A 13,283-nucleotide genomic window follows, 5' to 3' on the forward strand; every position below is an offset into this window, starting at 1 on the left:
TTAAATCGATTCAGCAATTTTCAATGCTTTGTTCAAAGCCCCCAATTTGTTGTATGTTTCCTGCAATTCGGCCTCTGGGTCTGAAGCAGCCACCAGACCGGCACCTGCCTGAAAATGCAGTTCATGGTTTTTGCTCAAAAAAGTGCGGATCATGATGGCATGGTTGAAATTGCCCTTAAAATCCATAAATCCGATGGCACCACCGTAATATCCTCGGCTCGTTTTCTCATATTGTTCAATGAGCTGCATGGCCCTATGTTTTGGGGCTCCGCTCAATGTACCTGCCGGAAAGGTATCGGCCACTATTTTGAGCGTTGACACCTCAGGCTTTTTTATTCCCGTGACCTTGGAGACCAAGTGAATGACATGTGAAAAGTATTGTACCTCTCGATAGGTCTCCACATTCACGGCGTTGCCATTTCGGCTGAGGTCGTTGCGGGCCAAATCGACCAGCATGACATGCTCACTGTTCTCTTTGTCATCTGCCGCCAGTTTTTTGGCAAGCTCGGCATCTTGCTCATCGTTTCCGGTACGTTTGTAGGTGCCAGCGATGGGATGAATCTCTGCTTTGCCATCTTTGACCACCAACTGGGCCTCGGGCGAGCTTCCGAATATTTTAAAATTCCCATAATCAAAGAAAAACAAGTAGGGGGAAGGGTTGATGGAGCGCAGCGCGCGGTAAACATTGAATTCATCGCCCTTGAATTTTTGAGAAAAACGTCTTGAAAGCACCAATTGAAATACGTCACCACGTTTGCAATGCTTTTTTGCAAGCTCTACATGTTCGCGATAATCAGAATCCTCAAGATTTGAGGCCACTTCACCTTCACGATTGAAATTGTAGGTCGCAAAATTGCGTACGTTCAAAAGTTGGGCCAATGCCGGGGTATTGTCAGTACCATCCGCAGAATGGCAAAAAATGTAAGCCTCATTCTTAAAATGGTTGATGGCGATGATATTTTGGTAGACGGCATAGTAAATATCGGGGATGGCCACAGAATTTTGCTTTTTGGCGATTTCGACAGTCTCGAAATAACGAACGGCATCATAGGCCATATAGCCGAACAGTCCGTTTGTGGCGAACTTGAAATTGAGGTTTTCAGCCTCGAAGGTTTTTGCAAAAGCATCCAACTCTGATGGAACATCAGTTTTTTTAGTGATTTCTTGGATGGTTTCGCTGCCATCAGGAAAAACCTTGGTCAACGATTCGCCTTCAATCTTTATTGAAGCGATGGGGTTGCAGCAGATGTAGGAGAAGCTGTTGTCGTTGGCGTGATAGTCGCTGCTTTCCAATAGAATACTGTTCGGAAAGCGATCGCGAATCTTTAGATAGACACTGACGGGAGTTATTGTATCTGCGAGTATTTGCTTGTATGTGGTTTTGAGCTTAAAAGTCACTTTTCTAGATTTATTTTACACATCCAGTCTGCCAAAGGCGGACACCCCTCTCAAGAGGGGAGAATTAAAAAAGGCCTGTCGTGATGACAAGCCTCATATATGGTTACAGTAGGGACTAGCTCACGATGTTCGACGTAAGTTTATCCACCACCAAGTTTTGTTACTGATTTTCATTTGTTCAAATATAGAACGAAAATTGGTTTTGGCAAATCGAAAACAATAATCAATCGAATAAAAAAAGCAACTACTTGGTTGCGTTTAAAAAATTATGCTATATTTGCAACCAATAAGTTGCATATTAATCAAAAGCTATCAGTCATGAAAGACACTATCACGAAAGAGTATTTTTTTAACCATTCCATAGATAAAGTATGGAACGCCATTTCTAGAGAAGAAGAAATTTCTTCTTGGTTCATCAAAGCGAATTTTAAGGCAGAAAAAGGGTACAGATACACTTTTAAAGCCGATGAAGAACATGGCTGTACACAGATCACAGGGGAAGTCAAAGAGGCGAATCCGTACACTTTGATTTATACTTGGGTAGTTGAAGGAACAAAAGCTGTAACCACAGTAACATGGAGGTTAGAGCAAATTGATGGAAAGACAAAATTGAACCTACAACATTCAGGCATATCAAACTATGCAGGTGAAACCGCCGTAAGCATGTTCAACAGCTTTAGTGCCGGTTGGGACAATTGTGCCGAAGAGCTCACCAAATTCTTAAATAGAGAAGTACATGCATGATAGCATAACTAAAATCTTAAAAGCCATTGCGGACCCAACGAGACGTGAAATTTTTCATGCACTGATTGTTACAGCAACCGCTATGCCCATCACCCAGATTTCAGGTCAGTTTGAGATAACCCGCCAGGGAGTCACAAAACATTTAAAGACTTTAGAGCAGGCAGGATTGGTACAGATTCAAGTCAAGGGTAGGGAACGGTACTGTATTGCCGATGCCGCTCCCCTCAAAGAATTGAACAAGTGGCTGAATTTTTACGAACAGTTTTGGGATAATGCCTTGGGTAACCTTGATTCTTATCTAGAATCAAAGTCCTGAAAAATGTTTGGATAAAAAAATCCCGCTCTGGGGGAACCAACGAGCGGGATTTTCAAACACTAAACCAAATTTTCGATGAGTCGAAAATCAGTATTTTAAAATTCTAGGTCTGCCACCAATTCAAAATCGTCATAGATGGTCTTGTCGCCCAAATTGTCAAAGAAGCTGCCTGAACCATAGCGCACATCATACTTTGAACGGTCAACGGTCAGCGTTGCCGTAGCTTTGCTGCCATACACCGATACGTCGAAGGTTACAGGTTTTGTGATGCCTTTGATGGTCAAGTCTCCGGTCACCTTGTAAGAGTTTTTCCCATCTGCATTTACATCGGTAAAGACCAATTTTGAGGTTGGGTGACTTTGTACACCGAAGAAATCATCAGATTTCAAATGGCCTTCCAATTTACCCTTGTAATCACCTTCTAGGTCATTGTTCGTTAGTGTTGACATATCTACAACAAACTCTCCGCCTATCAATTTTTCGCCGTCAAACTCCAATGCTCCAGATTTTAGTGCTATGGTACCGTGGTGAGAGCCAGTAACTTTATAACCTTTCCATGTTACCGTACTTTTTTCAGTGTTCACTTCTTTCTTTTCACCGTCAATTGGGTTGTCCATTGCTGTCGCAGCGAATACGGTGGTCAATGCTAAACTTAATAGTGTCTTTTTCATGATTTTAATTACTTGTTTACGATTTATATGTATGTGAATAGTTCTTCTTTTGTTTTTCTGACTTTCGGATAGTGCTGGGTCTCGTCTTCTTGTGATCGGTAGCCGATAGGAAGCACCACAGAAACGCTCAAGTTATCGTTCAGGCCCAAAATCTGGTTGTATTTCTCGACTTCAAAACCTTCCATGGGGCAGGTGTCGATTTTTAGCTCTGCCGCCGCCTGCATTAAATTGCCGAGGGCGATGCAAACCTGACGGGCTGTCCAGTTGTTTTTGGAATGCTGCGGCAAATCCATCAACTTTGATTTCATGAAATCACTGTACGTTTTGAGCTGTGCTTCGGGTACACCCCTGATTTCCTCAACTTTTTCGATGTATTCATCAATCAGTTCTTCACCAAAATTACGTTCGTTGACAAAAATGATGAGGTGCGAAGCATCTTCAACTTGTGATTGGTTCCACGAAACAGGGCGAAGTTTCTTTTTTAGTTCAAGGTCAGAGACCACGAATATTTTATAGGGTTGCAGCCCATACGATGAGGCACTGAGCCTGGTGGCTTCCAATAAGGTATCTAAGTCGCCTTGGGAGACTATTTTGTTGGGGTCGAATTTTTTGGTCGCATAGCGCCAATTTCTGGTTTCCAGTACGTTGTTCATTGCTAAAATTTGTCCAATAATCTGTTCAATTCTTTCAGTTCATTTTCAGAAAAAGCCTGTATCGCCTCAGATTCAGCTTGTTTTACAGCCATGTTCATTGACTCAAGAGCTTCTAAACCTTGATTGGTGATAAAAATTTCAATCTTTCGGCGATTGTCTCTGCACACGTTTCTTTTGACGTATCCTTTGGCCAAAAGTTTATCCACCAGTCGTGTTGTGTTGCTCATTTTGGTCACCATGCGCTCGTTCAGGGTAGAAAGGTTGGCCGGATTGCCACGTTGCCCCTTTAAAATGCGCAATACATTGAATTGTTGAAGCGATACATCAAATGGCTTTAGGGCAGTTGCTATCATTTCATTGACCTTATTCTGTACCAATGTCAGGTGAATAATGGTGCGCCTTTCGAGGGGCAGCTTTGATGATGTCTTTATGATTTCCTCGACATTCATGTTATTACAATAGTTGTATATACAAATATATGCTTATTGATTGTTCATTTCCAAAGGATGAACAGATAAATTTTTGTTAAATGAATATTGAAGGGGGGTACTTTGGTTAATTTTAATCAACAATTTGCATGTAATGAATCGATTAGTCACGCTTTTGATAAGCGCATTGTTCTTGTTGATAGGCTGTAAGTCAAACACAAATGAAGACGTGAAAGCTGTAGCTTTAGATGGGTCCAAAGACAATACCGAGTTGATAGAAGAACAGGATGAAGTAAAATTCCCAATATATGATTTTGAGTCTTTCAAGCCATTGCTGAATAAGGAAGATGATAAAACCTACATCGTCAATTTTTGGGCTACATGGTGCAAACCCTGTATTGAAGAGATGCCCTATTTTGAAAAGACCTATGCAGAACAAAAACAAAATGGGGTTGAGCTGGTCTTGGTCAGCCTTGACATGCCCGCGATGTGGAAGACCCGATTGGAGCCCTTTGTAGAAAAAAGGGGGCTGCAAGGCAAAGTAGTCATCCTTGATGACCCCAAAATGAACGATTGGATTCCGAAAGTGGATGAGAATTGGGGCGGAGGCATTCCCGCGACCTTAATATATAACAAAGAGAAACGTGCTTTCTTTGAGCGTGGTTTTACGTATGAAGAACTGAACGAAGAACTAAAAAAATTCCTGTAAGATGAAAATGCTTAAAATTTTTCCAGCGCTGTTGCTAATTTTTGTGCTTGGCGCCTTTTCGACAATTGAAAACGCTATTTATGATGGGTATGACATTGGTGACACCGCCACTGATTTTTCCTTAAAAAATATTGATGGGCAAATGGTCTCGCTATCCAATTATGAAAATGTCAAAGGCTTTTTGGTCATTTTTACCTGTAATACCTGCCCTTATGCTGTTGCTTATGAAGACCGTATTGTTGCGTTGGACAAAAAATACAAGTCAAAAGGCGTGCCCGTCATCGCCATCATGCCCAATAACCCCGACACCAAACCTGGTGATAATTTTGAGAATATGAAGAAACGGGCGAAGGAAAAGGGCTTTACATTTCCGTATCTTTTGGATGAGGGCCAAGAAATCTATCCGCAATACGGTGCGACCCGCACCCCCCATGTCTATTTATTGGAAAAGACCGACGCCGGAAATATTGTCCGTTATATTGGTGCGATCGACGATAATTACAAGAATGCTTCCGCTGTTGAAGAAAAATATGTTGAAAATGCGGTTGATTCGATGCTCGCTGGTGAAGAAATCGAGGTGCAGACCACCAAGGCCATTGGTTGCTCTATCAAGGTCTGATGCAATTGTGGCGAAAAATAAAACGATTTAAATCCGGGGCTATGCTTCGGATTTTTATTTTTGACAAACTTAAACGGATTAAAATGGCAGATTTAGCACAAGACGAATGGGCAGAACAACTCGCTACAGATGACAATGCCTTTATTTTAGACGTTCGCACCCCTGAAGAAGTTGACGAAGGCTATATTCCCGGTGCGACCAATATTGACATTTATCTGGGGCAAGAATTTCTGGATGAACTTGAAAAGCTTGACAAATCAAAAAACTACTACGTGTATTGCCGTTCGGGCAACCGTAGTGGGCAGGCTTGTGCCTTGATGAACCAAGCAGGTTTTGCCAATGCCTATAACTTGATGGGTGGTTTCAATGAATGGGAAGGTGAGGTAAAAGAACCCTGATGCTACTCCCAGAAATCATATCAGAATTTCAGCGCAACAAGCTCACTTTTGAAAATCTTTTGGGCGAGCTCTCCAATGAAATTATCAGATGGAGGGCAAGTGCTAAAAGATGGTGCCTTTTAGAGATCGTTTGTCATTTGTTGGATGAAGAAGTGGAAGATTTCAGGGCGCGGACAAAACATGCGCTCGAATCACCAGAATTGCCATTGAAATCGATAAATCCGGTAGGGTGGTTGCAAGAAAGGAACTATCTGGAGCAAAATTTTGAAGAGACCCTCAAAAAGTTTTTGTTTGAACGGCAAGTTTCGATTGAATGGTTGAAATCATTGGAAAATCCCAATTGGGAAAATGCCATAGAAAATGCGGACTTGGGAAAAATTTCTGCAAAATCATTTCTGTTCAACTGGCTTGCCCACGATTACCACCACATTCGGCAGATCAATGCCATCAAGCGTGATTATTTAAAGTTTACCTCTGGCGATGACCTGGCCTATGCAGGGAATTGGTAAATTTTTCTTAAAGTTTTACCTTAAAATAGGTTTTAGTGTAAAAAGGTTTTCCTTCTCGGTCTATTCCTTCTAAAATTGCTAAATAATAACCTGGTTCTCGAGGAACTTTAACAATCACATCAGATGTGCCACTTTCGACTGCCAAAGCTGGGTTTTGATAGGCGAAATTATTTTCAAACCCTTTTTGATTTATGCCAACGGGTATCCCCGGATGCGTAAAACTGATTTGATAGCTTTTAGCTTCAGAAGAACTATCACTACCTTTTTTTCCAGTTTTGGTATAGACCGCAATAATACCACCGCTAGCCCTAGAACCGTAAATGGCAGCTTTTGGCCCCTTAATGATATCAATAAAGTCCACGTCATCAAAAGGTATATCACTACCGCTTATGGCCACTCCTGTTTCTAAATCTACTGGCATTCCGTCCAATAAAATTAGTGGTTCAGAGTTTTCGGCATTAAGCGAATTGATACCACGTAAAAAAATCTGACCGTTGTAAGTAATAACCCCTGGAACTCGCCCTACCAAAGCCTGCAATGGGTTAATCGTAATATTTGTTGGCAATTCTGCGAAATCTATAGTATGCGAAGGATTTTTATAGAGTATTCGTCTACTCTTGAATATTTCTTCGCGGACATCTTTCTTTTCGGCATCAACATCTACATTTGAAAGGGCAATAAGATTTCTCGAAGCCAAGTACATCATATCCAACTTCTCTTTATCAGTTTTTGAAATATTTAAATCTTTCAATTCCGAAGCTTCTGTCTTTTGACTGAAATTATTTTTGTGATTTTGGTAAAAGGTTTTTACAGAATCTAATTCAATCATAAAATCACTAGGTTCGAAGCCTGATTTCTTGTCTTTTTCAGAATTTTTTAATTGTAGAAGTACAAAAGTATTTTCAGAAAAATCAAGCTGAGTGAAAGAGAATCTACCATCAGCATCTGTTTTGGCTTCATCCATACCCACTACATCTTTATTTTTAAAGTATAACCCTACATATACATTACTTAATGGTTTATCTGTAAAAATATTTTTTACCAAACCCGCTATAGTGACGTAACTTTCTTTTTTTAGAATACTGCCACATCCATCTAAGAGGTCATCTGGTTTTTTGATGGAAGCCAACATTAAAATATCAAGATGATTGGCTCTCTCTGTATCGGTAAGACGGTCATCAAAAATTTCCGTTTCATTTTCCTCGGATGCCAGTGCTAGAAAAATATTGAATTTGTTTAGTTTTTGAATCGAAAAGCAGGTATTGGATAGTGGTTGATTTTTTGAATTGTTAAAAGAGATTTCTAAAGAAAGAGAATCTTGGTTTGTCTCTAAGGACTCAAGCGCCGACACGTGCATTTTTAAAAAATCATCATCAGGTTGTTTAAAAGCCATTCTCCTAGCAATTATTGAATCTTTTTTGTCAGAGAGTGTGAAATCAAACACACCTTTTGCTAAAAGTTTATTTGGAATTTTAATGATAGATTCTTTAGTTTCTTTTACTATATCTCCTTTTAAGACCAAGCCGTTGTTTTGCTCAATGGTATATGAAAAGCCCTTCAGATTTGTGTGTAGGCTAGATTTAAGGTTTACACGATAGTGGTCGTCATAGGGCACCATTTGCAATGACAATCCCTTTTTAAGTACTGTTGGGAGCTTAAAGCGTTGGTGCTGGTCGTTGCCTTTTGATTCAATGACCACGAAATAATTTTTTGGATATTCAGGTATGAACTTTAATTCTCCCAATCCGAGTGTAGAGATATTGAACTCCAAAAGTCTTTTTTCACTATCATCCACTAAAAATGCCTTTAGAGGTAGTGGTGATTCCTCAATATTATCAATGGTGACCGCCACACGATTCACATAGCCACTAACTAGGTTTCCTCCTTCAGGATGAAAAGATAACTTGAAAGCAGAATTGTATATTTTTGGATTTGAAGCTTTCCATTCAATTGCAGCAAGCTCCCCCTTTTTACCGTAGTTGACTATACTCAAAAACAAACAAAATGAAAGAAAGAACGACAGACTTAAATTTATGATGGTGCTTGAAGACATTATTGAAAATGACACATCTTTGAACAAACTTAGTGACATCAACTGCTAACGCTTCATAAATCAGTGTTAAATGCGAGAAGATTTGCTACATTTTGCCTGGAAACATCATAAACTGCCCTCAAACTCGCTGTTGACCTCTAAAGGAAACCCCATTCATGTTGAGAATACCGGTCAGCACAACCTTTTGGCGGGCCCAGATTTTTTCAATGCCAAATTGCGTATCGACGGCCAGCTTTGGGCGGGCAACGTTGAAATGCACATCAAGGCCTCAGATTGGTATGTACACGGCCATGAGAAAGATTCGAATTACGATAATGTCATCTTGCACGTCGTTTGGGAAGACGATGTGTCGGTTTTTCGAAAAGACGGTACTGAAATCCCAACGCTTGAGCTCAAAAACTATATTCCTGCAACGCTTCTACAGGGTTATAGAAAGTTGCTTGAAAATTCCAGCACAAAATTCGTCAATTGTGAAAATGATTTGAAGGATGTCAATGATTTCCTTTGGGATAGTTGGCTTGAACGGCTCTTTTTCGAACGGTTGGAGCAAAAATCCGTGTTGATTTATGGACTGTTGGAATCCTCCCAAAACGATTGGGAAAAAGTGCTATTCTGCTTGCTGATGAAAAACTTCGGACTCAACGTGAACGGCCCCCTATTTCTTGAAATTGCCAAGGCGTTGGATTTTTCCGTGCTCCGAAAAGTTCAAAATGATGCCCTACAAACGGAAGTACTGTTGTTGGGTACCGCAGGTTTGTTGGATGATGAAAGTTCTGACTCCTATTTTTTGAAGTTAAAGGAAGAATACAACTACCTCGAGCATAAATTCCAACTTGTGAAACTTTACCAAAAACCCCAGTTCTTTGGTTTGCGGCCCAATAATTTTCCAACCATACGATTATCCCAAATAGCACAACTCTATCATACCTATCAGAATCTTTTCACCCGACTCATTGAAATCAGGGACCTCAATGAGTATTACGATTTGTTCGATATTTCCACAAGTGCCTATTGGCAAAACCATTATACTTTTGGTAAAGTGTCTAAAAAGAGCACAAAAAAACTCACCAAAAACTTTGTGGATTTGCTGCTCATCAACACCATTGTTCCCCTAAAATTTTGCTATTCCCGATATCTGGGCAAAGAGATAAATAATGAATTAATCGACCTATTGACTAAGATCAGACCTGAAAAGAACACCATTGTTGAACAGTTTGATTTACATGGCGCAAAGACACAAAGTGCAATGCACAGTCAGGCGAAAATTCAACTCTATAATGAATATTGTACTAAAAACAGATGTTTGCATTGTGCGGTGGGCACACATTTATTAAAGGGAAATAATTAGTTTTGGGCATGCGTTGGTTTTATGACATTCTATACTATTTTCAAAAACGCGGTTTCGAAGTGTGTCGCCGCATTGCCGAACGATTGGGCATTAGGGCGAGGGTCGTAAGAACCACGTTCATCTACCTGACTTTTGTGACCTTGGGTTTTGGCTTCGCCCTTTATCTTTTTATGGCTTTTTGGCTCAGGATAAAAGATTTGGTGTACACAAAAAGAACCTCTGTATTTGACCTCTGATTATGCTCAAACTGTTCCGTTCAAAAATAGTCGTTGCTCTCATATTGATGGTTTTTGTACTCTTTTGTGGGGTATTGGGGTACAAGCTGATTTCTGATTACACTTGGGTAGAGGCTATCTACATGACCATTATTACGGTCACGACTGTAGGTTTTGCAGAGGTAAAACCATTGGATACCGAAGCAAAGATTTTTACCGTATTTTTAATCGTCACCAGTGTTTTTATTTTTGGCTTTGCCATTTCAGTAATCACTGAATACATTTTGAGCCGAAACTCACTACAAATCTTAAAAAAGAAAAGAGTTAGAAATATGATTAAGAACCTTTCTGATCATGTGGTTATTTGTGGATATGGCAGAAACGGCATGCAAGCAGCCGATAAGTTGAAGGCCTATAAAATGCCTTTCGTTGTCATAGAAAAAGATAAGAACATCATTGAGAAACATGAAGAGGAAATCCTTTTTGTTGAAGGTGATGCCAATGAAGATGAAATATTGCTCGAGGCAGGCGTAGATCGGGCAAAGTACCTGATTACCGCTGTGCCTGATGATGCGACAAATCTATTTGTGGTACTCTCGGCTAGGCAGTTGAACCAAAACCTTTTTATCATAAGTAGGGCCTCACAGGTAACCTCATTAAAAAAATTGGAATTCGCTGGTGCCAATAAGGTCATCATGCCCGACAAGATAGGGGGGGATCACATGGCATCATTGGTGGTCATGCCTGACCTTATCACTTTTATGGATAAACTTTCTGTGGAAGGTGAGCATACCACAAACCTAGAAGAAGTTGAAATAAAGGATTTTACAGACCAGATGGATTGTAAATCGCTTCGAGATCTTGATTTGAGAAAAAAGACGGGCTGCACGATCATTGGCTATATAGAACCAGACGGAAAGTACATCATCAATCCCGAAGCAGATCTAGAATTGGAACCCAAGGGAAAAGTCATTGTTTTGGGGCGCCCCGAGCAGATTCAGAAGCTGAACCAGATGTTTCAAATCGGCTAGTTTAACAATCTTTGAATTTGATGGCATCGATTTTTTTTAGGATATTGCCGACCTTACATTAATTTAACATAACCAAGCCGGCCAATTTACTTAGTGTTGGCCATTTAACATTAAGTATGAAAAAATCAATCCTATCTTTATTTCTGTTGGTCTCCCTTTCCATGTTTTCCCAAGAACTTATTATTAGGGAGTCCATCATGAATCCTTCGAACAATATCAATGACGGGGCCATAGATTTACAGGTTCTTGGGGGTGAACCACCCTACACCTATAAATGGAGCAATCAATCAACACCGTTGACCTCAAAAAAGGCGGTTGGCTTGGTTGAGGGCATACCCTATACAGTAACGGTAACTGATGCCAACGGAAAGTCGATTACCAAAGAATATACCGTAGAGGCCCATGCGATAACCGAGGTTTTGAACAGTGTGATGACACCTGCGGTAAGCGGGTTGGGCAGTGTACTTTTTTGGGATCCTTTTGCTGCAGTCGGTATTTATGATCCTATTGCTTACGCTGATGTAAAGAAAATTGGAATTCCAGATTGGTCGTATGACGTTCAAGGCAAGTTCATTTTAAAAAAATGGCTCAAGAAAGATGGTGAAAATGTTAAGAAGGGTGCTGAGATCGCTATTGTCTCTTCAGGTAATGAGCCCGATAAAACCGTGCTTGCAACTGCCAATGGAACTTTGGACCACTTGGTGAAGGAAGGCGGTGTCATCTATAACTCTGACAACAAAGAACATGTCATAGAACAGGGCGCACAATATTTGGCCGATATTGAATATGACGAACCCGTTTCGTTGAAACACCCGAACGGAGACCCAGTAACCAAGGGAATACCTTTTATTGTCATCTGGTTGGTGTTGGGCGCCTTGTTTTTTACCATTAGAATGGGCTTTATCAACATTAGGGGGTTCAGACATTCCCTTTCCTTGGCAAAGGGTAAGTACGATGACCCTAATGCCCCAGGTCAAGTGACCCATTTTCAGGCATTGGCCACTGCAGTCTCTGGCACAGTAGGATTGGGCAATATCGCAGGTGTTGCCGTTGCGGTATCGCTCGGTGGCGCAGGGGCTACTTTTTGGATGATTGTCTGTGGACTATTGGGGATGTCATCAAAGTTTGTGGAATGTACATTGGGCGTAAAATATCGTGATATCCTACCAGATGGACGGGTTTTTGGCGGCCCCATGAACTATTTGCGTTACGGTCTTGAAAAACGCAATTTGAAAGGTCTGGGCAAGGTATTGGCAGGACTTTTTGCTGTTTTGGCCATCGGTGCCTCATTCGGCGGCGGCAATATGTTTCAGGCAAACCAGTCCTTCGAACAGCTTGCGGGCCAGTTTACGGTTCTTCAGGGCAACGGTTTTTGGTTTGGTGTGGTTACCGCCATATTGGTCGGGGTGGTCATCATCGGAGGGATAAAGAGTATCGCCAAGGTTACGGGCAGAGTGGTGCCTTTTATGGCTTCAATATATGTCTTGGCTGCTCTGGCGGTCATCATCATGAACATACAGAACATTGCGCCTGCTTTTTCTGCCATTATTGAAGGTGCTTTCAGCCCAAGTGCCTTAAAAGGTGGTATTATTGGGGTGTTGGTTGTCGGTTTTCAAAGGGCAGCATTCTCTAACGAGGCTGGTGTGGGCTCGGCAGCGATTGCACACAGCACGGCGAAAACGAACCATCCGCCTTCTGAGGGTTTTGTGGCGCTTTTAGAACCCTTCATTGATACTGTTGTGGTATGTACATTGACAGCATTGGTGTTGATTTTTACGGGCATGCATGAAGTGGAAGGCATGGCTGGTGCACAATTGACATCAGATGCCTTTGGCAGTCAAATATCTTGGTTTCCCTATGTTTTGGGAATCGCTGTTTTTCTTTTTGCCTTTTCTACGATGATATCATGGTCGTACTATGGAATGCGGGCTTGGACTTATCTATTTGGAAAAAGCAAGCGTTCAGAAATGATCTACAAACTTTTGTTCTTGGTCTTCGTGGTCGTTGGGGCATCGGTCAGTCTGGGCGCCGTATTGGATTTTTCTGATATGATGATTTTGGCCATGTCATTCCCCAATATCATAGGCCTGTATATCATGTCAGGTGAGGTGAAGGCAGATTTGGGAGAGTATTGGAAAAAATTAAAGTCAAACCAATTGTTCAAAAAACAACAAGTGGCGGAATAAGAGAA

The 13,283-nt window shown here is 41.1% G+C and carries 15 protein-coding genes; 10 read left to right on the forward strand and 5 right to left on the reverse strand.

The window, feature by feature from the left end:
- The gene (locus AAAH86_RS11680) at positions 1 to 1,398 is read right to left on the reverse strand and encodes an anthranilate synthase component I family protein (RefSeq protein WP_343487811.1); all 1,398 of its coding nucleotides are present in this window, start codon (positions 1,396 to 1,398) and stop codon (positions 1 to 3) included.
- A gap of 318 nt (positions 1,399 to 1,716) precedes the next feature.
- Here AAAH86_RS11680 and AAAH86_RS11685 point away from each other — a divergent pair, with 318 nt between their 5' ends.
- Both AAAH86_RS11685 and AAAH86_RS11690 read left to right on the forward strand, forming a co-directional pair.
- Positions 1,717 to 2,142, forward strand: a complete 426-nt coding sequence (locus tag AAAH86_RS11685; RefSeq protein WP_343487812.1) for an SRPBCC domain-containing protein — start codon at positions 1,717 to 1,719, stop codon at positions 2,140 to 2,142.
- On the forward strand, positions 2,135 to 2,458 hold the full coding sequence (locus AAAH86_RS11690; RefSeq protein WP_343487813.1) for a metalloregulator ArsR/SmtB family transcription factor: 324 nt from the start codon (positions 2,135 to 2,137) through the stop codon (positions 2,456 to 2,458). The genes AAAH86_RS11685 and AAAH86_RS11690 overlap by 8 nt, the downstream gene beginning before the upstream one ends.
- A 95-nt stretch (positions 2,459 to 2,553) precedes the next feature.
- Here AAAH86_RS11690 and AAAH86_RS11695 read toward each other — a convergent pair whose 3' ends face one another.
- Genes AAAH86_RS11695 through AAAH86_RS11705 form a run of 3 tightly spaced genes read right to left on the reverse strand, consistent with a single transcriptional unit; the run spans position 2,554 to position 4,231 of the window.
- A complete protein-coding gene (locus AAAH86_RS11695) occupies positions 2,554 to 3,129 on the reverse strand; it encodes a YceI family protein (RefSeq protein ID WP_343487814.1) in 576 nt (191 codons plus the stop codon).
- A 23-nt stretch (positions 3,130 to 3,152) separates the two neighbouring features.
- Positions 3,153 to 3,782: an NAD(P)H-dependent oxidoreductase gene (locus AAAH86_RS11700; protein ID WP_343487815.1), complete on the reverse strand. Its 630-nt coding sequence runs from the start codon at positions 3,780 to 3,782 to the stop codon at positions 3,153 to 3,155.
- A 2-nt stretch (positions 3,783 to 3,784) separates the two neighbouring features.
- Positions 3,785 to 4,231: a MarR family transcriptional regulator gene (locus AAAH86_RS11705; protein WP_343487816.1), complete on the reverse strand. Its 447-nt coding sequence runs from the start codon at positions 4,229 to 4,231 to the stop codon at positions 3,785 to 3,787.
- Positions 4,232 to 4,364: 133 nt separating this feature from the next.
- Between AAAH86_RS11705 and AAAH86_RS11710 the strand changes: the two genes are divergently transcribed.
- The 4 genes from AAAH86_RS11710 (at position 4,365) to AAAH86_RS11725 (ending at position 6,445) form a co-directional block, all read left to right on the forward strand.
- The gene (locus AAAH86_RS11710; RefSeq protein ID WP_343487817.1) at positions 4,365 to 4,919 is read left to right on the forward strand and encodes a TlpA family protein disulfide reductase; all 555 of its coding nucleotides are present in this window, start codon (positions 4,365 to 4,367) and stop codon (positions 4,917 to 4,919) included.
- 1 nt (position 4,920) lies between these two features.
- Positions 4,921 to 5,538 (forward strand): thioredoxin family protein, encoded by a 618-nt coding sequence (locus AAAH86_RS11715; protein ID WP_343487818.1) that lies wholly within the window; start codon positions 4,921 to 4,923, stop codon positions 5,536 to 5,538.
- An 83-nt stretch (positions 5,539 to 5,621) separates the two neighbouring features.
- A complete protein-coding gene (locus tag AAAH86_RS11720; protein ID WP_343487819.1) occupies positions 5,622 to 5,936 on the forward strand; it encodes a rhodanese-like domain-containing protein in 315 nt (104 codons plus the stop codon).
- Positions 5,936 to 6,445 carry a DinB family protein gene (locus AAAH86_RS11725; protein WP_343487820.1) on the forward strand — a complete coding sequence of 170 codons (510 nt, stop codon included), beginning with the start codon at positions 5,936 to 5,938 and terminating at the stop codon, positions 6,443 to 6,445. Before AAAH86_RS11720 ends, AAAH86_RS11725 begins: the two co-directional genes overlap by 1 nt.
- A gap of 7 nt (positions 6,446 to 6,452) precedes the next feature.
- On the opposite strand, the gene AAAH86_RS11730 is transcribed toward AAAH86_RS11725, so the two are convergent.
- The gene (locus AAAH86_RS11730; RefSeq protein ID WP_343487821.1) at positions 6,453 to 8,438 is read right to left on the reverse strand and encodes a TonB-dependent receptor plug domain-containing protein; all 1,986 of its coding nucleotides are present in this window, start codon (positions 8,436 to 8,438) and stop codon (positions 6,453 to 6,455) included.
- A gap of 130 nt (positions 8,439 to 8,568) precedes the next feature.
- Here AAAH86_RS11730 and AAAH86_RS11735 point away from each other — a divergent pair, with 130 nt between their 5' ends.
- The 4 genes from AAAH86_RS11735 (at position 8,569) to AAAH86_RS11750 (ending at position 13,278) form a co-directional block, all read left to right on the forward strand.
- Entirely contained in the window at positions 8,569 to 9,846 is a 1,278-nt protein-coding gene (locus tag AAAH86_RS11735; protein ID WP_343487822.1) for a DUF2851 family protein, read from the forward strand.
- Positions 9,847 to 9,854: 8 nt separating this feature from the next.
- Complete coding sequence (locus AAAH86_RS11740; protein ID WP_343487823.1) at positions 9,855 to 10,082, forward strand: PspC domain-containing protein; 228 nt, start codon at positions 9,855 to 9,857, stop codon at positions 10,080 to 10,082.
- A 2-nt stretch (positions 10,083 to 10,084) separates the two neighbouring features.
- The gene (locus AAAH86_RS11745) at positions 10,085 to 11,092 is read left to right on the forward strand and encodes an NAD-binding protein (protein ID WP_343487824.1); all 1,008 of its coding nucleotides are present in this window, start codon (positions 10,085 to 10,087) and stop codon (positions 11,090 to 11,092) included.
- Between the two features lie 116 nt (positions 11,093 to 11,208).
- Positions 11,209 to 13,278 (forward strand): amino acid carrier protein, encoded by a 2,070-nt coding sequence (locus tag AAAH86_RS11750; RefSeq protein ID WP_343487825.1) that lies wholly within the window; start codon positions 11,209 to 11,211, stop codon positions 13,276 to 13,278.
- Positions 13,279 to 13,283: the final 5 nt, after the last annotated feature.

Source organism: Allomuricauda sp. d1, from assembly GCF_039592695.1.
Classification (GTDB): Bacteria; Bacteroidota; Bacteroidia; order Flavobacteriales; family Flavobacteriaceae; genus Flagellimonas_A.